This window comes from Rhizobium sp. 768_B6_N1_8 (assembly GCF_051811225.1).
Taxonomy (GTDB): Bacteria; Pseudomonadota; Alphaproteobacteria; order Rhizobiales; family Rhizobiaceae; genus Rhizobium.
On sequence record NZ_JBPWPV010000002.1, the window covers coordinates 391,636 to 414,122 of the forward strand.

Annotated in this window: 14 protein-coding genes and 1 pseudogene; 6 read left to right on the forward strand and 9 right to left on the reverse strand. The window is 58.4% G+C overall.

Translation table 11 applies throughout. The annotated features are described in order from the left end of the window. Positions 1-168 precede the first annotated feature (168 nt). On the forward strand, positions 169-5,637 hold the full coding sequence (locus AB8B33_RS26080; RefSeq protein WP_439017582.1) for an AAA family ATPase: 5,469 nt from the start codon (positions 169-171) through the stop codon (positions 5,635-5,637). A gap of 115 nt (positions 5,638-5,752) precedes the next feature. Next, positions 5,753-6,631 carry an MBL fold metallo-hydrolase gene (locus AB8B33_RS26085; RefSeq protein WP_439017583.1) on the forward strand — a complete coding sequence of 293 codons (879 nt, stop codon included), beginning with the start codon at positions 5,753-5,755 and terminating at the stop codon, positions 6,629-6,631. Between the two features lie 38 nt (positions 6,632-6,669). On the opposite strand, the gene AB8B33_RS26090 is transcribed toward AB8B33_RS26085, so the two are convergent. Then, positions 6,670-7,029: a winged helix-turn-helix transcriptional regulator gene (locus tag AB8B33_RS26090; RefSeq protein ID WP_439017584.1), complete on the reverse strand. Its 360-nt coding sequence runs from the start codon at positions 7,027-7,029 to the stop codon at positions 6,670-6,672. Between the two features lie 155 nt (positions 7,030-7,184). Here AB8B33_RS26090 and AB8B33_RS26095 point away from each other — a divergent pair, with 155 nt between their 5' ends. Then, complete coding sequence (locus AB8B33_RS26095; RefSeq protein ID WP_439017585.1) at positions 7,185-8,303, forward strand: alkene reductase; 1,119 nt, start codon at positions 7,185-7,187, stop codon at positions 8,301-8,303. A gap of 72 nt (positions 8,304-8,375) precedes the next feature. Here AB8B33_RS26095 and AB8B33_RS26100 read toward each other — a convergent pair. The 8 genes and pseudogenes from AB8B33_RS26100 to AB8B33_RS26135 all read right to left on the reverse strand — a co-directional run. Beyond that, positions 8,376-8,563, reverse strand: a pseudogene (locus AB8B33_RS26100) (alpha/beta hydrolase); the annotation flags it as partial. Between the two features lie 81 nt (positions 8,564-8,644). Next, a complete protein-coding gene (locus AB8B33_RS26105; RefSeq protein ID WP_439017586.1) occupies positions 8,645-9,415 on the reverse strand; it encodes an SOS response-associated peptidase in 771 nt (256 codons plus the stop codon). 446 nt (positions 9,416-9,861) lie between these two features. Further along, a complete protein-coding gene (locus tag AB8B33_RS26110) occupies positions 9,862-10,269 on the reverse strand; it encodes a hypothetical protein (protein WP_439017587.1) in 408 nt (135 codons plus the stop codon). A 353-nt stretch (positions 10,270-10,622) separates the two neighbouring features. Then, positions 10,623-11,270 (reverse strand): adenylate/guanylate cyclase domain-containing protein, encoded by a 648-nt coding sequence (locus AB8B33_RS26115; protein WP_439017588.1) that lies wholly within the window; start codon positions 11,268-11,270, stop codon positions 10,623-10,625. Positions 11,271-11,440: 170 nt separating this feature from the next. Then, positions 11,441-13,015 carry a S8 family peptidase gene (locus tag AB8B33_RS26120; protein ID WP_439018853.1) on the reverse strand — a complete coding sequence of 525 codons (1,575 nt, stop codon included), beginning with the start codon at positions 13,013-13,015 and terminating at the stop codon, positions 11,441-11,443. A gap of 21 nt (positions 13,016-13,036) precedes the next feature. After that, entirely contained in the window at positions 13,037-14,074 is a 1,038-nt protein-coding gene (locus tag AB8B33_RS26125) for a hypothetical protein (RefSeq protein ID WP_439017589.1), read from the reverse strand. A 40-nt stretch (positions 14,075-14,114) separates the two neighbouring features. After that, positions 14,115-15,806 (reverse strand): hypothetical protein, encoded by a 1,692-nt coding sequence (locus AB8B33_RS26130; RefSeq protein WP_439017590.1) that lies wholly within the window; start codon positions 15,804-15,806, stop codon positions 14,115-14,117. 346 nt (positions 15,807-16,152) lie between these two features. Then, positions 16,153-16,386: a hypothetical protein gene (locus tag AB8B33_RS26135; protein ID WP_439017591.1), complete on the reverse strand. Its 234-nt coding sequence runs from the start codon at positions 16,384-16,386 to the stop codon at positions 16,153-16,155. A 629-nt stretch (positions 16,387-17,015) separates the two neighbouring features. On the opposite strand from AB8B33_RS26135, the gene AB8B33_RS26140 reads away from it, so the two are divergent. From AB8B33_RS26140 to AB8B33_RS26150, 3 genes are read left to right on the forward strand one after another with little or no spacing between them, the layout of a single operon-like run. Continuing rightward, the gene (locus tag AB8B33_RS26140) at positions 17,016-17,768 is read left to right on the forward strand and encodes an ImuA family protein (RefSeq protein ID WP_439017592.1); all 753 of its coding nucleotides are present in this window, start codon (positions 17,016-17,018) and stop codon (positions 17,766-17,768) included. Next, on the forward strand, positions 17,689-19,200 hold the full coding sequence (locus AB8B33_RS26145) for a Y-family DNA polymerase (RefSeq protein WP_439017593.1): 1,512 nt from the start codon (positions 17,689-17,691) through the stop codon (positions 19,198-19,200). The genes AB8B33_RS26140 and AB8B33_RS26145 overlap by 80 nt, the downstream gene beginning before the upstream one ends. Beyond that, positions 19,197-22,460: an error-prone DNA polymerase gene (locus tag AB8B33_RS26150; RefSeq protein ID WP_439017594.1), complete on the forward strand. Its 3,264-nt coding sequence runs from the start codon at positions 19,197-19,199 to the stop codon at positions 22,458-22,460. Before AB8B33_RS26145 ends, AB8B33_RS26150 begins: the two co-directional genes overlap by 4 nt. Positions 22,461-22,487: the final 27 nt, after the last annotated feature.

Here is a 22,487-nt window from a genome sequence, read left to right on the forward strand (position 1 = left end):
TTGCGAGTTGCTCGCAGACGATGATCTGCGCAACAGGGAGAAATGTTTGCGTCGCTACGCGCGAAATGGTCTAGCATCGAGAGTGGCTGACAAGCGGCAGGCGCCTGATCCGCAGGTGCTCGTTGGCACTGGCATTCCACCGACAGTCGGGCCGCCCGGAGCATCGTGATGAAAATGTCTCGATACCAGCCGCAGCTACTTTGCCAGGACGAAATCTTCGCCCTCTATCGCGGCTGGTCAACGGAGAGACAATCTTCCGTTCTGATGGTTACGCCGACCTCCCCCAGTCCCCCGATAAAAACAGTCCAGAAGCTTGAACGCGAGCTCTCTCTCGCGGGAAAACTAGATGAGGCTTGGGCAACCAAGCCGCTCGCACTCGAGCGTAATGAAGGGCGACCTGTCCTGGTCTTGTCCGACCCCGGTGGCGTGCCCTTCGGAACTATGCTCGGAAAGCCCATCGAGGCCGAGCGGTTCATGGTTGTCGCAACCAACGCTGCCGCGACACTCCGGGAGCTTCACGCCGTAGGGCTCGTCCACAAGGATATCAGGCCGGATCATTTGCTCGTCGATGGATCCGGCAAAGTCTGGCTGACGGGGTTAGGGAGAGCTGGCACCGCTGTTCCTAGCGATCAGGCAGAGGGCGGCAGCGATCTCGATGCGTCGGGGCTGCCTTATATCTCGCCCGAACAGACCGGGCGAATAAAGCGGTTGGTGGACGAGCGCAGTGACCTCTACTCGCTTGGCATCGTTCTCTACCAGGCGATGACGGGTGAGCTTCCGTTCGTTGCGATTGACGCCATGGAGTGGATCCATTCGCACGTTGCACGACAGCCCATTCCACCCCGCCAGCGAAACGACGAGGTCCAACCCGTTCTCGAGGCAGTCGTACTGAAGCTTCTCGCAAAGAAGCCTGACGAGCGCTATCAGACCGCCGCGGGTCTGGAGGCGGACCTGAGGCGCTGCTTGCATAGCTGGATCCAGGATGGGCGAATTGTGGATTTTGAAGTTGCATCCGGCAATGCCAACGATCGACTTCGAGTTCCCAGCGGTCTATACGGGCGATCCGATCAGCTAGAGCTGATTGAAGCGGCCTACGACCGGGTGCGGCTGTCGGGGAAGGTGGAGACGATCCTTGTCTCCGGTCCTGCTGGCGTTGGAAAATCGTCCATCGTTCATGAATTGCGAAGAAAGCTTTCACAGACGGGAGGCCTTTTCGCTTCAGGGAAGTTCGACCAATATACTCGCGGTATCCCGTATGCCACGATTGCGCAGGCATTCAGCGATATAGTCCGCCAGATGCTCAGTTCGGGCGACGCAGATCTCGCCCGGTGGCGTCAAGCCCTCCTGGAAGCGCTTGGGCCGAACGGCCAACTGATGATCAACCTCATTCCGGAACTCGCCCTGGTCATCGGGGAGCAGCCCGATGCACCCGATCTCGCTCCGCAGGAAGCGAAGGCACGGTTCCATCTGATCTTCCGGCGTTTCCTTGCGGTGTTCGCCAGGCCTGAGCGACCACTGGTCCTATTCGTCGATGACGTGCAATGGCTCGATGTGGCCACCATCGAAATGCTCGAACAGATCACCGTTGAGCCGGACGTCCGGCATCTTTTGCTCATCTGCGCCTACCGGAACGACGAGGTCTCCGAGGAGCATCCCTTTGCCAAGACACGAAATGCGATGCGCGGCGCCTCGATCAACGTGCACGAGATAACGCTCGCCCCGCTCACCTTGACGGATCTCCAGAACCTCATTGCTGATGCCCTGGGCGCGCCCGCCTCTTCGGTTGCGCCGCTGGCAGCACTCGTATTCGACAAGACCGAGGGAAATCCCTTCTTCGTGCTGCAGTTCCTGACCGCGATGGAGGAGGAGCGGCTAGTAACGTTCGACAGCGCGCTCTCGCGGTGGGTCTGGGATGAGGAAAGGATCAGCAGCAAGGGTATCACCGACAACGTGGCCGAGCTGGTGGCGTCGAAGCTTCAAAGACTTCCTCGCCTTACCCTCGAGACAGTCAAGCTGATGGCCTGTCTGGGCAACGGTGCGTCCTTGCAGACGCTTTGTATCGTAACGGGAAAATCGAAGCAGCAGATACTCGCGGTTTTGTGGGAAGCCATCCAGGCACGGCTTGTTTTGCGTGTGGAAGACGGCTTCGTATTCGCTCACGATCGGGTGCAGGAAGCCGTCTATCGTCTGGTCCCAAAAGACGAGCGACCGATGATCCATCTCCGAATCGGCCGATCCCTGATGTCGATGATGGCTCCGACGCATCTTCGCGACCGGATATTCGAAGTCATCGACCAGATCGACAGGGGCCTGGCACTCATCACCTCGGAGGATGAGCAGGAGCAGGTCGCTGGCCTTCTTCTGGAGGCTGGAATACGTGCGAAGACGTCCGCTGCCTATCCTTCGGCACTTAGATATTTCCGGACAGGCTCTAGCCTGCTGCAAAACGCGGAATGGCAAACGCGGTATCCATTGAAGTTCGCCCTGGAGCTTCATCGCGCCGAGTGCGAGTTCGTTACAGGCGATCACGACGCAGCGGAAGCCCGGCTGGTCGAACTCTACAAGCATGCAACGTCGCGTGTTGACGAGGCCGCAGTCGTGCGTCTCCTCTCTTCCCTTTACGTCGCCCGGGGGGAGCAAACAAAGGCCGTCGATGCCGGATTAGCTTTCCTTCGCAGCATGGGCATCGACTGGTCGGCGCATCCCATGGAGGAGTATCTTCGCAGGGAAGTCGAAACGATGCGAGGACTTCTCGCAGGGCGGCGAATAGAAGAGCTCGTGGATCTGTCCCGCATGTCCGACCCGGACTGGCTCGCGACCATGGATGTTCTTGCATACATGATCCTTCCAGCTCTCCTGACCGATCAGAACCTCGAGGATCTGATTTATGTCCAGATGGTCAACCTTAGCCTGACCTACGGAAACTGCGACGCGTCATGCTATGCATATGTATCCATAATGATTCCCCTCGGCCTTAGGTTTGGCGACTATGAGTCTGGAGGCCGTTTCGGAGACCTCGGGCTCGAACTCGTTGATAGGCACGGCCTGGACCGCTTCAAGACACGCGCGTATACCTGCTATGCTGCATTCGTGGTGCCTTGGGCGCGCCGTATCAGCGTATCCGAGGACTACAGCCGCGCCGCTATCAAGGTGGGGCAGTTGGCGGGCGACCTTGTGTTCATCGTCACGACCGCGCAGCTCCTGGTTTCGCATCTCCTCGTTTCCGGAAGAGATCTCGCCTCGGTTCAACACGAGGCTGAACGGTTTCTGGCTTCAGCGAGGAAGGCTGGTTTTGGTCTCGCCGCCGACTCTGCAATCGGCCAACTGCTCCTTATTCGGTCCCTTCGTGGGTTGGATGAGTTCGAGGGGGCGGGCGACCTCAGCCTGCCCGAAGAAACGGCGTTCCAGCATCACCTGCAGGATGCAGGCGACCAGCTCGCTCTGCCGCTTGCATGGTACTGGATACAGAAGATTCAGGCGCGCTACTTGGCGGGTGACTACTCCGGAGCGATTGAGGCCGAGACCGAGGCCCGCGCCAACCTTCGCGCAGCACGGTCGTTTATCGACGTTGCCGAATATCACTTCTACGGCGCTCTGGCGCATGCCGCTCAGTGTGATGGCGCGACGGAAAGCGAGAGATCCGTACATCTTGATGCGATTAGGCAGCACCAGCTGCAGACCGAGATCTGGGCTAAAAGCTGTCCCGAGAACTTCGACAACCGCCGGGCGTTGATTGCTGCGGAGGTTCTCCGGCTGGAAAGCGACAGTCTCGATGCGCTACGCCTTTATGAAGAAGCGGTTCAGTCCGCACAGCGGTATGACTTCACGCAGAATGAGGCCATCGCAAATGAGCTGGCATCGAAGTTCTGCGCCTCACATGGGTTAACGACCAGCTCGGATGCCTTCCTGATAAACGCCCGGGCTTGCTTTGCGAAATGGGGCGCGGCTGACAAGGTCCGGCAGATCGATCGCTCAAGGCGGGTAGCCGACTTCCAACGAACCCAGCCGTCGAGCGTCAACCAGATCCAGCATCTGGACCTCGCAGCCATCGTTGAGATGTCTCAAGCGGTGTCCGGAGAGATTGTCCTCGACCGCCTCATCGAACGTCTGATGATTACCGTGGTGGAACATTCGGGCGCTGTCCGAGGACTGCTCCTCCTCTCGCTAGAGGAGGGAATGCGGGTCATTTCGGAGGCGATCACCGATCGCAGCGGCGTTTCAGTATCCCTTTATCCGCAGGGTATAGTCGATTTCCCGGAAACCATCGTAAGCTACGTGTCCCACACCCAGGAGGTGATCATCCTCGATGACGCGCAGGATGCGGATCTGTTTTCAGGTGACGATTACATTCGCCGGGTCGGCGCGACATCAATCCTTTGCCTCCCGCTGGTCAAGCAGAAGCAGCTCGTTGGGATTCTGTATCTCGAGAACAGCTTATCCTCACATCTGTTCACCCGGGAACAGGTGACAATCCTACGGCTCCTGGCATCTCAGGCAGCAATTTCTCTGGAGAACGCCGCGTTGTACCGGGACGCCCGAGAAGCCCAAGAGCAGGCTCGACGCGTGGCGGAAGAACTTCGCGTTTCGTACGACATGATCCCGGCACAGGCCTGGAACACGCAACCCGACGGACTTTTCCCGGTATTCAACAAGCAATGGCACGACTACACAGGGGTCTCACCTGAGGCGGCCCGCGAAGGTGGTTGGGTGGACACGTACCATCCCGACGACAGAGAAAAGGTAGTTCGCAAGTGGGCCGAGCTGGTCGCGACCGGAACGGCAGGACAGATCGATGCGAGGATTATGCGTCATGATGGAGTCGCACGCACCTTCCTTGTGCAGGGCACGCCCGTGCGTGACGAGACCGGAGCGATCATAAAATGGTACGGCACCCATACCGACATCGAGGATCTAAAGCGCATCGAAGAAGCTCAGGAGTTGATGGCGCGCGCGGGGCGCCTGACGGCCCTAGGTGAGCTGACGGCATCCATAGCCCACGAGGTTAACCAGCCGCTCATGGCAATCGTCACAAACGCCGCGACGTGCCTGCGATGGCTGAGCGATGACCAACTCGATATCGGCGAAGCTCGGGGGGCTGCGGAACGGATCATTCGGGATGGGCATCGAGCAGGCGATATCATCACGAGCATCAGGGCGCTGGCGAAGAAATCGCCGCTCGCCATGGCGAAAGTCGATGTCAATGGCATGGTGGAGGACGTGCTTGCTCTCACCCGCGCCGAACTTCAGCGGCACGGGATCGCGCTGGAGACGAACCTCCAGGCCAACGGCGAATCCACGGTCGGCGACCGGATCCAGTTGCAGCAGGTCGTGTTGAACCTGATCCTGAACGCGGTTGAGGCAATAACTTCAGCCAATTGCGAGGCAGGGAGGATAACCATGGGAACGAGGTGTTCCGATGACAAGATCATCGTCAGTGTGGCCGACACGGGACCGGGGATTGAACCGTCGATGTCCGATCAGGTCTTCGACGCGTTCTTCACCACCAAGTCGGGCGGTCTTGGTATTGGACTTTCCATCTGCCGTTCGATCGTCGAGGCGCATGGAGGTCGTCTGTGGGTCACCCCGAACGAACCAGCAGGAAGTGTATTTTCCTTTACGCTCGGGACAGCGAAGTGACCACAGCACAGTCTCGATCACGACGATCGGGCTCACAAGATTTCACAGGAACACACTCGCATTTCGACAGCCAAGGCGGCAAGATCCAGGGCGACGCACTTCTAAGGAGACTGTCATGGCATCAGAGATGGGCAAGCTTCCGCCGGGCGTCCTGGCAGATGGCTTTCACCAGTTGAAGCATGGTCGCTTTGACATCACGGTGCTGAGTGACGGATACATCACGCTGACGTCCGACATATTGATGCCGGATGGCCATCCTGACGAAATCGGTCGCATCCTTGGCCGCCTCGGTGGAGGCGTCGACAGCGCTGCGCTTCAGACGAACATCCCGCTCATCCGGCACGGAAACGACCTCATCCTGATCGATACCGGGGCGGGCGGTAATTTCCAGCCGAGCGACGGAAGGCTTGCCGCCAATCTCGCATCGGTTGGCGTGGATCCTGCTTCGATCACGAAGGTGGTTTTCACCCACGCCCATCCCGATCACTCCGGCGGAACGACGACGGCCGACAGGTCTCTGCTCTTTCCCAACGCCCACTACTACGTCAACGAAGCCGAGTGGTCGTTCTGGGCGGATCCCGAATATGAGGCGAAGATGCCGAAGCCACTTCACGCCTTCGCGCGCGGCGCTCAGCGCGATCTCCTCGCCGTCAAGGATCGGCTGACGATGGTGAAGCCTGGGGATGAGATCCTCTCCGGAATGAACGTGGTCAGCACACGCGGGCACACGCCAGGACACATCTCCCTGGAACTAGCAGGAGACGGAAACCTACTAATTGCCGGAGACGTAATCCCCAACGATATCATCTCCTTTGAGAACCCGCGCTGGCATTTCGGCTTTGATACCGAACCGGAGGTCGCGATCTCGAATAGGGCGGCCTTGTTGGACAAGGCGGAGAACGAGAAGCTTCGGATGCTAGGATACCATTGGACCTATCCGGGAGTCGGATATGTCGAGCGGAAAGGGTCGGCATATCGGTTCTTACCGGGGTGAGGGCTCGGCTTGCTACTATGGGTGTCTGTCTATGGGCGCTATGCCGCCTCTGATGCCCGGTTTCGATTTCGGACGATCATGGCAACTTCGGAAGAGTGACGTGTCCCCCATTCGCACAACGGGGCGAGGACTTCGGCCAAGCTATGGCCGAAGTCGGTCAGCTCGTACTCGACATGAGGCGGGACTGTCTGGAAGTCGATACGACGAATGACGCCATCGTCAACCAACTCCTTCAGATGCTGGATCAACATCTTCTCGCTTACATTCGTCACGAGCCTGCGGAGTTGACCGGTGCGTTTGGCCCCGCTGGCCAAATGAAAAAGGATAAGGGGCTTCCATTTGCCACCAAGGATTTCAAGAGCCGCTTCCAGACCGCAATGGAAATTCGTCTCGCTCATTGTGATCTCCAAATTCGGACACTTACGAAATAGTCAGTACTGGATTGCAGGTAGGCTTGGTCTTACTTGAATTCGGCGATGGTGTCGACGGGCATCGTCATTCCCAATTCAGCGCGCAAACCCGCGGACAGCGCTGCCAACATAGGTGAACAGACATGAGCAATCCAAGCCAGCCCTTGCTGGATCCAATCCGCCTGGGCGACGTCGATCTACCCAACCGCATCATCATGGCATCAATGACCCGCGCCCGTACGGACAATCCCGGCTTCGTTCCCAACGAGCTTCAGGCGCGATATTACGCACAGCGCGCATCTGCCGGGCTGATCCTCACGGAGGGGACTTGGCCGAGCCGCGAAGGCGTCGGCTTCATAAACGTGCCGGGCCTCTACACTCAGGAACAGGCGGATGGTTGGCGCCTAGTCACGGACGCCGTCCACCAGGCTGGAGGACGTATCTTCGTCCAACTCGGTCACATCGGATCGTCATCACATCCGGACCTGCTCGATGGCGCTCTGCCTTTGGCCCCATCGGCCGTGAACCCGGGATTGAAGGCGTATACGCCATCCGGCTTCCAGGACACCGTGACGCCCCGGGCGATGGATCTGAGCGATATCGCCCGAACTGTCGAGGACTATGCCAAAGCTGCCCGGCTGGCACAGTCTGCTGGCTTCGATGGCGTCGAGCTGCATGGCATCAGCACCTATCTGATCCCGACCTTCCTTTATGAAGCGCTCAATCAGAGAACGGACGACTACGGCGGTACAGCTGAAAATCGCGGACGGTTCCCCCTTGAGATTGTCGATGCCCTCGTAGACACCTGGGCGCCAGGACGCGTGGGCATCAAGCTCAGCCCCGCTTTGACCGGGTTCGGCAATTTCATCGCTGGAGCCGAAACGCTGGCGACCTTCGAATACCTGATCGGTGAATTGTCGAAGCGCCATCTCGCTTATCTGCAACTGATGAACCCCATAAGCGATCTGACAGGTTCCCCTGTCGAAGTTCTCGGCCAAGGCGTCGCCAAGCATTTCCGGCCGCTTTATTCCGGCAATCTGATTGCCAATGGCGGCTACACCTTCGAGACTGGTAATGCTGTTATCCGTGATGGCTTCGCCGATGCTGTTGCCTTTGCAGCGCCGTTCATCTCCAACCCCGACCTGGTCGAGCGCTTCTCCAAAGACATCAAGCTCACCCCCAGCAATTCCGATACCTACTACAGCGGGGGAGCAGTGGGCTATTTGGACTATCCGACCGCGACCGAACGAGCTGTCGCGTAGTAGGCCTCAGGCCCTCCCAGCTAGCGCTGGGGTCGGGGGCCGTCTTGCGGCGGCCTCCGGCGAGCATGCACCTCAACGCGCCTTGACCGAAGCAGCTGCCTTCCGGATCACGTCGATGACGAATGCTAGGACAGCATTCGGACATGGATGCTCTCCACTTCGGTCAACGTGGCGTTCATTCGTTTCGACACCCAGCGCTGAAGATCGGGATGCACAGTGTGGTCCTCGGTGGCGAGAACATACCAGCTCGGCCGCGAGTTCGATGAAATCTGGAGGTGCAATGCCCGAAGCCAGCAGTCTCGTATGCCGCTGCGACGCCCTTTCGCGCAGAGCGTTTGGCGTCAGAGAAGGCTCGCCTGAACGGGTTCCCCTTCCTGCGAGACAATGCTGGATCCGTATGGCTCGCGTGACGTGATCATGATTGCATCGTCCGGCGCCGGGCGCGCGAGATGCTGCGCCTCTTCCCACGGCGCATTCATCCAGATATCCGTCTCCTCCTTCGTCATCAGCAGGACGGGCATCGCCTTGAAGTGCACGGGCTTTACGATTTCGTTCGGGTTCGTGGTCAGGAAGCCGTAAAGGTCGTCCGTCGTAAGCCCGTCCTTGACTTTTCGGACGCTGGTCCACTGCGGCACATGGATCCCGGCGAAGAACATCAGCTCCTTGCTTTCATCCCTTCCGAACCAGGCATTCGGAACTTTCCCTCCCGGCTCCTGACTGGTGGGATCGGGTTCTGCGAAAGTCGTCACGGGCACGATGCATCTGTGTTCGATGCCGAACCATTGCCTCCAGTGCTTGAGATGGAGCTTCCGGACGTTGGTCACGCCGCGATCTGGCTCCATCCTGATGAGTTCGTCCATATCGAAGGGCTTCCGCTTCGCCGCGAGTTTCGCGGCCCGGCCCTCGGCAGCTTCCTCTTGGACGCGCGTCGGAGATGGCAGTCCCCAGCGGGCATGGACGAGCTGCTTGCGGCCATCCGCGGTGTTGCGGACGATGGGACCCATTTGGCCGGGGTTCATCTGATACCTGGGCATGAGGTTGATCATGCTCTCGGCATCGATCGCCCACTTCCGAACCCAGTCTATGTCGTCCATGCGGTAAAGGTTACACAAGCCAGCCACCTCCCGTCGGTTGGGATGCGCAACGTAGCCGACCGAAATAAAGGTGCCAACACTCGCGATCTGGAAAGCGCCGACGACCGTTCCTATTTCATGTCGTATAGGAATTCAGGGAGGTTATCATGCCAGAACCTGCCAATCGCGCGGGAGAAAGTCCGCTTGTCGAGATCCTGCCCCCGGCGCGGTTTTCGCGCTGCGGAAGCGTCGTCTGCGATTGCTGCCATCAAAGAAAGAGCAAGGACGAGTTCGACGAGGATGCTTTCGGCATCTGTTCTGAGTGCATTTGCTCAGATGCGATTGTCGTCAACCTTGTGGTCGGTCTTCGCGAGAGTGACCATCAATAATCAGTTGCGTCGCGGTTGCTCACTGCACATCTGTCCTTGGAGCACCTGCGGGCTTCAATGTTTTGCGAACAATCGGCCCGAATTGGGTCCCGACCATCAAGACACATAGCCTTCATCTCTGGCGAGGCAATAGAAGTCCGCAAAAGCGACATCGATGTCGCCCTTGAATGGAAACTTCATCGGTTCGGTCACACCGAGTTCGCCATCGCAATGGCAGACACCGCAAGCACGATTGTTCTCTCTGTCGATCGCGATGGTGAAGGCACCGACAGGGATGCACGACGCCATGTCGACCGTGCCTGCTCCATAGAATTCATATTTTCCATTGCCGTCTGCCGTCACCAGGAATGCTGGACCGCGGCGTCCTAGAGCCCCGACCAGCACCGTGCGAATGTCGCGATGGATCCGGTCAATGTTCAAAGCTTCTGGTGGTGTCCAATAAGTGCCAGTCGGATCCTCATACGGCTCCACTTCGCACAGGTTATCGTTCGGCAGATTACTCATGGCCGTCATCCTCCTCCTTGGCGGTGATGTTCTTATTATGTTCTCTTTCTTAAAGGAGTCAAGGACGACGTTTCGGAAATGCTAAAATGCCATCGGTCTTCGGATTCGCGGATGAATCCCGCAAAGCTACAATGACTGCTTCGGGCCAGCAGCAGTCGCTTGCCCGGCATCCTGGAGCGACCGATTTTAGGGCCGCTTTCGGACTTGCCGCTTCGCCGCCCAACTTGAGGTCCTTTCGAGCAGTCCTAGGCCGTTCTTATGCTGTCCAAGAGGAGTGGCGAGAAGTCAGGATCGCCGGCACAATGTATTGCGTTGATCTCTTCTTTGTATGGTGCGCGGAATGATCGCTCATGTTACGATCTGCCGCGCAATTCTCCCAACCGATCTGCAGTGAGCCTCTGGACGGTGTGCGGATCTACAAGGCTAAAGCAGAGATCAGCGCGCAGCAAGGTTGCCCCGCTTACCATCACCAACGAGTCACTATCTTCGAGGGCTTCTTTCTTACCTGCTTGCTCGACGCGGCGCGCGAAATTTACTTCTGAGCCCACCACGAATGAGAAGTCTCGCTGATTGTCATTCACGAACATGACTTCCCCTGTGTGCAAGCCGATCCTAACGCGGCGAGTCAGCAGGCTGTTTGCGCGGCGCCACGCGTTGTTGGCCGACACTTCAAACGAGACATCGGCAGCCGCCACAAGTGCGCGTAGCGCGGTCTCCCTCGGATGCATCTGGGTGCCCAGCCACAATGCAAGCACGCCATCTCCAGTGAAATTCTGGACGATTCCGCCGCCTTGCTGAACCGCGCGGTGAACCATCGCCACGTGTTCGATCAGAAAATGCGTCGTTTCGATGAGTCCCAGCGCGCTTGCGAGACCCGTCGAGTCCTCCACATCGGTGAACATAATGGTGGCAGTCGTGCTATGAAAGTGTATCGGCATCGGAGACACGAGTGCCGACTCTTTCCCGCGCGGGGCCGTTTGGGCAGCTATTCCGGTGTTCATTGGGGCAGCATCCAGTGAGCCAATTCTTTGAATTGGCTCAAATATAGCTGCCCCACGTCTGTGAAGTGTCAGTCTACACTCAGCCGAACGTCAGAAATCCATCAAAATTCCGTTCCTTGCGTCGATGAGTTCCTTGGCGTTGCTCCGACTTGTCGGGCAGCGGCGTTCCGTCAGGTATTCAGCAGCTTTCTGAGATCCAGCAGACCCGCGCCGAATTGCTTCTTGGGATCGACCTCTTCCACTCCATTTGGATTGTCCGTCTTAATCCGCGCTCCTTCCTCAAGCCATGGCCACGAGGCAGTCGTTGTCCCCGCTTTGGCCAGCAACTCCTTGACCTCTCTGCCTGTGAGGAACCTTTTTTCTTTGACGCGATACTTTGACTGTAAAAGAGCTACGGCTCCCGCCACTATGGCCGATGATGCAGATGTTCCGCCAAAAACGGTATAAAGCGATGCTCTATCGCGGTTTTCCACGCTGGCCGGTTGAATATCCTGCAGTAGTCCCCCAGAGTAACCGTGCCGACCCGGAATATCGACGGTGAAGACGCCCTGTGGAGCGAATTCCACGTTCTCAATGAGTCCGGCGTAGAGGTCAAAATCGTGCTCGCGCCAGCGTGCCGCCTCCCTGTCCAGCCTGGTTTGGTGTCTGGTGTAGACTTCCTGATCATCCGAGGGCGCCGCTATGGTGATACCGTTGTCGTTACTGATACAATAGTTGGAATAGGCGGATCGCCTTCCCCGGTATGTCACCGCGCCTACCGTGACGATACCATTCTCTCCGGTAGCTTTGCATGCGGGATATATTGGCTGATCGTAACCATCGTTGCCAGCGGCACAGATGATAGGAATTTCATTACTGATCGCCTCGAGAAGTATCGCGAAATAATCCCAGGCAGCCTCTGCCTCTTCCGAGGTGTACCGGCTGTCCTCAAATTCTCCTGGGAGGTGCTGGTGGCTCCGATATGGATCTGGCACCTCTCTTGGGAAATGGATCACGGAGACCTTTTTGTCCCAGGCATATAGGAACGCCATAATAAGCTGCTCGGCATCCGGTCTCGCAGAGATCTCTATCGGCATCAGCTTTGCGCCGGGGGCGACGCCCCAATACGAGATCGGGCCGTCGCCATCGTCGAGGTTTATGGGCTTTGCCGAGGCTGTGGATCCATCCCTTGCGGTAGGTTTTGGCGGCGCCCCCACAATAAGTCCGGCGCAGGCGGTGCCATGCGCTGAATATCGCAAGCGGGAAATCTGCGGGGTCTGCTGCGTGATGCCACGTCCGCACTTAAGACGCTGGATAAGCTCCGCTGCACCCGGATTGTCCTTTGCGAGCCTCTTCGCCCTATCCCACATCTCATCGCTGACTAGGCTGGCATCAAGCATCTTCTCCGGTCCGCGCCTAAGGTGAGGGATGGCGTCCGACGCTGGCATTTCGGGCCGATTCTCTTCCGGATCCGAATAGCGCAGGCCGAAAGGATGCACGGCGAAGCTGACGGCACCGAAGATCCGTGGCGCGAGATTTGGATGACGGTCGTTAACGCCGGTGTCAATTTGAGCAACGACCGCGCCTTCCCCAGGGTTGTCGGTTTCCAGAGCCGCCCAAGCGTCTGCCTCGAGGACATAGGCTCCCTCTTGTTCCGGCACGCGAAGATTTTCGATCTTCTTCGACTTGACGGCTCCGATGGCGATTAAGTGCCAAAGGTAATGATACCAGTTATAGCATTCCTGGCCTTTTCCCTTTTCCTTCATCTCAAGCACGGCACACCTCCTTCACCATTCCCGCATCGCGCGGCGCATGGTTTCGTCCATGGCTTCCACCAGATAGGGTGTGATCCGTTCCGCGAGCTCTTCGCCAGCATCCGTGTCGCTGGCATAGTGTAACCCCGCCCATTCCCTGTTTTCAGCGACCCGGCGCGCGCGGGTGTACAGGGCGGTGACACCAGGATGCTCGGGCATCATCCGTTGAAGGACATTTGCCACCGCAAGTGACTGAAAGGAGTGGTTAGACGGGTAGGATGCGTGTGAAGGAACTGGGATAAACGGCCGCAGCCTGGGCTCTATAATATTCGGTCGCGCCCGATTGAACCTGTCCTTGTAGATCAGGCCGATTTCCATCGTGATATCGAGGATCGATGTAATGAGACCGCGAGTAGCCTCAAAGCCGCCGGCGCTGTCTATTCCCAGCGGCGCCGTATAGTCGCCGATTCCGAATGAGGCCTGCCGGATGATTTCTTCACGGCGAACGGGATCATTCTCCCGCCTTGCCTGAAGTCTGAGCAGAACCGATGCCTCCCGTAGTGTCTCTGACGGTCCGGGCGGTGGTGGGATCAATAGGTTTTCCCACACCGCGCCCAGGTCGCCGTCTTCACTTCTCAGGCCTATTCTGAACAGGCTCCGCCTCTCATGCCATGGCGGCAAACCTTCCGCTTCGTTTCCCCCGCCGGGACCTGGGCCGGGGCCCCTGCCTCTCCCTCTACCTCTTCCTCTGCCGGCACTCGGACCTGACCTGAAGCCGGAAGCTAGCTGGAGGGCTCCCCCCTCGGCATCATCGGAAATCGTTATGACTATTTGGTCATCGATCATCGAAAAGAGACAGCCTTTCCGAAGGTAAGCTTCTGCCTGTAGGTCAAATCCTTTATTCCGAAGTAATTTTAGTATTTCTTCTGTATCTTCCGCGTTCTGTTGGCCAAACATCACGGGATAGTGACGGATGGCAGATCCTTTTGTGAGATACCTGGCTTTGTACAGTTCGTCATTCAGCGCTTCTATTGTCATCGCATTTACCCCCGCTCTTTTACTGTCTTTCATGCCGGCGAGCGCCGGTTCCAGCCTCGGTAGGATCAAGGCATCAGGCTGCGGCCGGTGCCGCATATCCGGGAAGAGCTATTTGAGAGAGCCCGCTTTGAATGATTGAAACCCCGAGCACGCCCGCTATCGGGTAGTCCTGGTCCGAAATCTTTTCGGCAGAGAAGTTAGGTTCTCGTTTGCGAAGGAAGTCGACTGTTCGAGCCGCCTCCGCCCATTGCCCCAGGTGTCCGTAACAGGCAGCCGTATATCTCAAAGCAGGCATATAGTTGGGCTGTTGTGCGAGGACGCGCTTGCCGTGTTCTATGCCTTCCTCGAACCGCCCATTTAACGTCGACAGAATGCAACAAGTCGTGTCGATGAGATATCGATAAGGTGGCGGCCCGCACAGGGCGCGTGCACGCATCGCATCTTTGTATCCGAGTTCCACATCGCCGAGATAGCCGAGCGTCAGAGCGCGCAGGTCCCAGCAGATCGACTGCGCTGGATTGATGGTCACTGCGCGATCCAGGAGTTCCAATGCATATGGATACTCGTGGAAAAAGAACGAATAGGTATGCGCGGTCAATGCCAAGGTAATAGGGTTGAAGGAATCTGTCTCAATAGCACGACGTGCATGTTCACGAACCTGGTCATGAAATTCAGGCGACCGGCGGACCCAGCTTTCACCGAGCCGCGTGCAGAAGACAAATAGCAACCATCCAAGATATGTGCTTTTGGGATCCAGTGCATAGGCTTCGGCAAGCATGCGTTCGGCAGCATCGACATCGGCATCAGGCATGCCGAGGACCTGCCTGATCGCTGTGAAGGCTAGCCGCGATGCTCGATGTCGGCAGTCTGTGCGAATGAAACGTGGATTGAGAACGAGATCGAGAACGGCGAATACAGCGTTATTGGTAAACGCCATTAGTCGCAAATTCTCCGACGCTCCCACATCCGCAAGGTCGAGGAACTCCGTATGTGTCCACAGCAGTTGGTTGTCGCCAGGCGCAAGCAAAGAAATAGATACGCATACGTTGCTGCCAAGCACCGACGTCTTCGCTTGAAGAAGCCATTCTGGCAGAGCCTTTTCCGATGGTGCGCGCAAAGTCGTACTCGGCACCCTGAAGTCGACAAGGTCGACGACTTCGAAATTCAAAACGGAGCGAGCAACGAGATCGAGCACCAGGTTACCGACCACGGCGCCAGCAACGTCGTTAGGCTGAGTGTCGAATACGAGACCGATGCAAGGGCGCGAGGCGGCGAGGTGATTGTTTGGCTCTCCGGCGGTGGAACGAGTGGGAGCTGACGACTGTTCGGCGAGAAGGCGACGCCACTTGCTTCGCTGCTCGCGAAGCCATTCTTCAAATTCGGGGTCTCGAATATCGAGGCCTTCCAGAAGATCGTCCGTTGAGGCACTCCGCGACCGATCATTCGAGTAGTCGAGGTCGATGGACTTCAGATCGAGCTGGACAAGCTCTCGGTCGGCCGTGAGCACTTCAAGGCCTGCATTGCGCAGGGATTTTCGGAGTTCGAACAACTCTTGGCGCAGACTTGCCGCTCCTTGCTCCTCGCCCCGAGTACTCCACAGTTTGCTTTGCAACCACTTTCGACTGCGGGTACCGTTGGGAGCGAGCGCGAGCAACGCCAGCAGCGCCTTTGCGCGTTTCCCATACAGGGCCACATTCATCCCACCGGCACGCTCAATCGCGAACGGTCCGATCAACCGGATGACAATGCGGTCACCAGGGCACACTTGCGGCCCCCCAAACATAGTTAGTACTATATCTGCGCTAACATTAGCATTCTCTAATTCGTTTGCAATAGGCCCGTATATTTAATATTATGACTTTTAAACGATAAAGCGCTCTTACGTTTAGTATTTCTTTGCACATTCACGAAAAATGAGCGTTATTTAGCCTATTTATCTTTCGTTTTCCGTCGGAAGCATGCGCATTTTTGCAAATTAATTATGGCGGCGACTGCGAAATGCTCACTGCGCGTTTTATGCCTATAATTCTAATTAGGCCTATGAACGTTCCGGACCTTCCCCCTGATTTGAGATTCCGAACGCTTACCCCAACGCGGAATGAGTTGCGCGTTCAGCCGACCCGTTGCAACTCCAGAGTCCATGGTGCCGCAGGGTCGAACACGGATTGATGAGCGGCCAGCCCGCCTTCGTCGAAGTCCATCTGCATCGTGGCGAATAGCCAGTCGACGGGCATAACGCAGGGCAGGGCTTCGGCCGTCAGCACCTCGATCAACTCGCGCTCCGTCGATAGGCCGCTACGTGCCGGCTGCTGGTGCCGATCAAGGGTCCAGAGATATTTTGTCATCAAGTTGAATCGATCCGTGTCTTCAGTTGCGACGTGCTCTACATAGCGTCATCGAACAGGGCAAGCTCATGCCAGGATGTGGTTCTTGGCTGTCGGCAACTTCGTCTCATCGAGGCAAGGAAACCGCGTCTGGCACTGGTCGCCGTCCGGCCCGGTTAGGCGATCGCATCCCATCGCGGCTATTCGCCGAAGCTTCGCGAATGTGATGCTGGCTCCATGCTTCTTCAGAATGTCGGCGCGGATAAAGGTTCCCGACCGTCCGCAGGAACGGCACTCGACTTCGATCTCCGGATCCCGCATCTGTCGCAAGGTGCATGACAGATCGAGTGGCTTATTCGATTTCGAAGGCATCGGGTCTCCATGGAAACGGCCGCGTCGTTAGACCGACGTGGCGTGGATGGCAATACTTCGAGCCCCGAAAAAATTTTTTAATAAACCCGGTGACTTACCGGTTTTCACTACAGCGCTGATTTGTCGAAGGAATCTCTCGGATTGCTAAAACGGTAAGACGATATTCCTATTTTTGAGCATCTTGACGTAGCTTCTGTGAAGGAACATTACAAGAACATCCACATTCAAACGACATGATGTCGTCAGTCTCAACGCGATCTGAACAGGATTCGTGATCGATGTCCGCTGTCCGCGCGCACGTCATAGCCGATCTTCGGGAACGCATCAGCTCCATCGAGAGCCATGCGGTGAAGCAGGTTGGGTGCCTGGAGTTCGGCGTGCCCGAGATTGATGCCGTTCTTCCGGGAGGCGGATTGGCCCACGGTGCTCTCCACGAGTTCGCTGGAGGCGGGGCGGGAACAGTTGATGGAGCCGCGGCAGCGCTCTTCGTGGCGGGGATCGCGACCCGCACTACAAGGCCGATCGTCTGGTGCCTGACGAGGCCGGATCTGTTCTTCCCAGCGCTGGCGCAGGTCGGCTTGAAGGCAGACCGGGTGATCTTCGTGGAGTCCCACAAGGAAGAAGACGTGCTGGCGAACATGGAAGAGGCACTCGCCTTTGGTGGCCTCGGAGCCGTCGTGGGCGAGATCGGCCGGCTTCCGATGACGGCATCGCGCCGTCTACAGCTTGCGGCGGAGAAGACAGGAACGATGGCGCTGGCGGTCAGACGGTGGCGGCGGCAGACCGAGGCAAACGACTTCGGCCAGCCGACGGCGTCGACCACACGATGGAGGGTGAGTGTCAGGCCATCGGAAGAGCTTCCAGTGCCGGGGGTGGGACGGCCGAGATGGTTTCTTGAACTGATGAGATCGCGTGCGGGCGAGTGTGCCGAGTTTCTTGTAGGAGCCTGCGATGACAAGGGTCGTATCCATCTATCTGCCCGACCTGCCGACGGATCGCATTCGTCGAACCGATCCAGCTATTCCGCCTGAGCAGGCGATTGCCGTGATCGCCAAGTCGGGATCCAAGCGCTGGGTGTCGGCCGCCGATGCCGCGGCAAAGAACGCTGGCGTTCACGTCGGAATGCAGGCGGCCAAGGCGCAAGCTCTGTTTCGAGGCCTGACGATGGTCGACGCGGACCCTGTAGCCGATGCGGCAGCGCTCGAACGGATCACCTACTGGGCGCTCACACAGTATTCGCCGATCGTTGCCGTCGACGGCCTCGATGGGATCGTGATGGACACCGAAGGCGCCGACCATCTGCAAGGCGGCGAGGAACCGATGCTGGCGCGGATCGCCAACCAGTTCCGAGCCAAGGGACTGACGGCGAGGGTTGCAATCGCCGACACATGGGGAGCGGCCAACGCCTGCGCCCGTGCAATCTCTCGCGAGGTCGTCATCGTTCCCAGGGGCGAGACCGTTCGAGCCGTGGAGAAGCTTCCGCTTTCCCTTCTGCGCCTGCCGGACAAGATCGTTGGCGATCTCCGCACTCTCGGCTTCAAGACGATTGGCGAACTCGCAAACACTCCGCGGGCGCCGTTGACGCTTCGTTTCGGGCCTGAGGTCGGCCGACGCCTCGACCAGTTGTTCGGCCGCACGCCCGAGCCTATCGATCCCATTCGAACTGCCGATATCGTCGAAGTCAGCCAGGCGTTCGCCGAACCCATCGGTGCCGCGGAGACCATCAACAAGTACGTCGGACGGTTGGTCGCCCAGCTCGTCGCCGAGCTGCAGAAGAGGGGCCTCGGTGTCCGACGCACCGACCTCATCGTCGAAAAGGTGGATGGAACCCGGCAGGCCATAAGGGCAGGGACCGCAAGACCTGCCCGTGATGTCAGTTGGCTGACCAAGCTCTTCAGGGACCGAACCGAGAAGATTGAGCCAGGATGGGGCATCGAGAAGATGACGCTGGTCGCCGTTATGGCGGAACCGCTTGAGGAAACGCAGAAGGCCTCATCCCTGGTTCAGGAGGAGGTCGCCGATGTGACGCCCCTGATCGACATCTTCGGAAACCGCGGAGCGCGAGTCTATCGGGTGGCCCCTGTCGCCTCCGACGTTCCCGAGCGGTCTGTGAAGAGAGTTGGTGCCGCATCTGATCCGGCAGAGGCAACGTGGGTCACCCATTGGAAGCGACCCGTCCGTCTGCTGGCGCGACCTGAACAGGTCGATGTCATGGCGCTGATGCCAGACCACCCGCCCGTCTGGGTCATGTGGCGTGGCAAGCGACGGAAGGTGAAGGCCGCCGACGGGCCGGAGCGCATCTTCGGAGAGTGGTGGGAGCGCAATTCCGAGATGGCGGCGGTGCGCGACTATTTCGTGGTCGAAGACGATGCGGGCGAACGGCTCTGGATCTATCGATCCGGCGATGGCGTGGATACGGAGACAGGCAGCCACAAGTGGTTCGTACATGGAGTTTTCGCATGAGATACGCGGAGCTTCAGGTCACGACACATTTCTCTTTCCTCCGAGGCGCGAGTTCAGCACAGGAGCTGTTCGAGACTGCAAAGCTATTGGGCATTGAAGCCGTCGGCGTCGTCGATCGGAATTCATTGGCCGGAATCGTCCGTGCCCTCGAAGCGTCGCGATCGACTGGCGTCCGGTTGGTCGTCGGCTGTCGGCTCGACCTGCAGGACGGGATGTCGATCCTCGTCTACCCGACGGATCGCGCCGCCTATTCCCGGCTGACACGCCTTATCACGCTCGGGAAGTCCCGCGGTGGCAAGAACAATTGCATTCTGCACCTTGAGGACGTCATCGCATACTCGGACGGGATGATCGGCATCCTTGTGCCGGATATGCCAGACGACGCTTGCGCAGTCCAACTCCGGAAGATGGCGGAGATCTTCGGCGACAGGGCATATCTGTCGCTCTGTCTGCGGCGACGGCCGAACGACCAACTGCGACTACATGAGCTGTCCAACATGGCGGCGAGGTTCAAGGTGAAGACCGTGGTCACCAACGACGTGCTCTTCCATGAGCCGGGCAGGCGACAGCTTCAGGACGTCGTCACCTGCATCCGCAACAATACGACGATCGACGAGGTTGGCTTCGAGCGCGAGCGACATGCCGATCGGTATCTCAAGCCGCCAGAAGAGATGGATCGCCTGTTTCCGCGAAACCCGGACGCTCTCCGGCGGACGATGGAAATTGTCGACCGTTGCAAGTTCTCCCTTGAGGAGCTGACCTACCAGTATCCAGAAGAAGCCATCGTGCCCGGCAAAAGCGCGCAGGAATCCCTGGAACACTATCTCTGGGAATGCGTGCCGAACCGATATCCTGAAGGCCTGCCGCCCGATGTCTTGAAGACTGTCCGGCACGAGCTCGACCTGATCCAGAAGATGCAGTACGCGCCGTATTTCCTCACAGTCTTCAGCATCGTGAAATACGCCCGCAGCCAAGGCATCCTCTGTCAGGGCCGAGGATCAGCCGCGAACTCGGCCGTCTGCTACATCCTCGGTATCACGAGCATCGACCCGTCGACGAATGATCTACTCTTCGAGCGCTTCGTTTCTCAGGAACGTGACGAGCCGCCGGATATCGACGTGGACTTCGAACACGAGCGGCGCGAGGAGGTCATCCAATGGATCTACAAGACCTACACCCGCGAGAAGGCCGCTCTCTGCGCGACGGTCACACGATACCGGGCGAAGGGCGCAATCCGCGATGTCGGCAAGGCGCTCGGCCTTCCGGAGGACGTCATCAAGGCGCTTTCGTCGGGCATGTGGTCGTGGTCGGAAGAAGTGCCGGACCGCAACATCCGCGAGCTTGGACTGAACCCCGAGGATCGCCGTCTTGCACTGACCCTGCGGCTGGCGCAGCAGCTCATGGGCGCGCCGCGGCATCTTGGTCAGCACCCCGGCGGCTTCGTGTTGACGCATGATAGGCTGGACGATCTCGTGCCGATCGAACCTGCAACCATGAAGGATCGCCAGATTATCGAGTGGGACAATGACGACGTCGAGGCGTTGAAATTCATGAAGGTCGACGTGTTGGCATTGGGCATGCTCACCTGCATGTCAAAGGCTTTCGACCTCATCCGCGAACACAAGGACGTCGATCTCGACCTCGCGAAGATCGAGCAGGAAGATGCCGCCACGTATGCGATGATCCGGAAAGCGGATACGCTGGGCACCTTTCAGATCGAATCCCGCGCGCAGATGTCGATGCTACCGAGGCTTCGACCGCAGACCTTTTATGACCTCGTGGTCCAGGTCGCGATCGTCAGACCCGGCCCGATCCAGGGCGACATGGTTCATCCGTACCTCCGGCGACGTGAAGGTAAGGAAAAGATCGAATACCCGACGCCGGAACTGGAGGCCGTCCTTGGGAAGACTCTCGGCGTGCCACTGTTTCAAGAGTCCGCGATGCGTGTCGCCATGGTCTGCGCCGGGTTCACGGGCGGTGAGGCCGACCAGCTCCGGAAGAGCATGGCCACCTTCAAATTCAGCGGCGGCGTCTCGCGGTTCAAGGACAAGCTGGTTTCTGGCATGATCAAGAATGGCTACACGCCGGAATTCGCCGAGAAGACCTTCGGACAACTCGAAGGGTTCGGATCCTATGGTTTCCCGGAAAGCCATGCGGCATCGTTCGCCCTCATCGCCTACGCCTCCAGCTTCGTGAAGTGCCACTATCCCGACGCGTTCTGCGCCGCGCTTCTGAATTCCCAGCCCATGGGTTTCTACGCTCCCGCGCAAATCGTCGGATGCGCCAAGAACCATGGTGTGCAGGTTCTCCCAGTGTGCGTGAACCGATCTCGCTGGGATTGCACGCTCGAGCGCGTCAGCAATGGCGACCGCCATGCTGTCCGTCTCGGAATGCGGATGGTCAAGGGACTGGCGATGGCCGATGCCGCCCGCATTGTCGCCGCCCGGATGAACAAGGATCTCGAGAGCATCGACGACATGTGGCGGCGTTCGGGCGTTCCGTCGGAGGCTCTGAAGCAGCTTGCCGACGCCGATGCCTACCTGCCGTCTCTGAAGCTCGAAAGACGTGATGCCATCTGGGCGATCAAGGCCTTGCGCGACGAGCCACTACCGCTGTTCGCTGCCGCTGCGGAGCGCGAGATGAAAACGATCGCGGAGCAGCAGGAGCCGGACGTCGCACTTCGGCAGATGACTGCTGGTCACAATGTCATCGCCGACTACAGCCACACGGGGTTGACGCTGCGCGAGCATCCGCTCGCGTTCCTGCGGAAGGATCTGCAGAAGAAGAACATCGTCACGTGTTCGGAAGCGATGAACGCTCGCGACGGCCGCTGGCTGATGACCGCGGGACTTGTTCTCGTCCGGCAGATGCCTGGATCGGCGAAAGGCGTGATGTTCATCACCATCGAGGACGAGACAGGTTCTGCCAACCTTGTGGTCTGGCCATCATTGTCCGAGAAGCGCCGCCGCGTGGTGCTCGGATCGTCGATGATGACGATCAATGGCAAGATCCAGCGGGAAGGGGATGTCGTCCACCTTGTCGCACAGCAGCTATTCGACCTGAGCGGAGATCTTTCCGGCCTGGCCGACCGCGATATCGACTTCAAGCTACCAACGGGCAGGGGCGACGAATTCGCGCATGGCTCTCCCGGAAGTCCGGATTCACGAGACTGGCCAAAGCCTGTGCCGCAGCCGCGCGACATTTTTGTCAGAGATCTGCACATCGATACCCTGAAAGTGCGAGCTAGAAATTTCCACTGAGTTTGACGCCCGCAGCTCCCGCTCGAA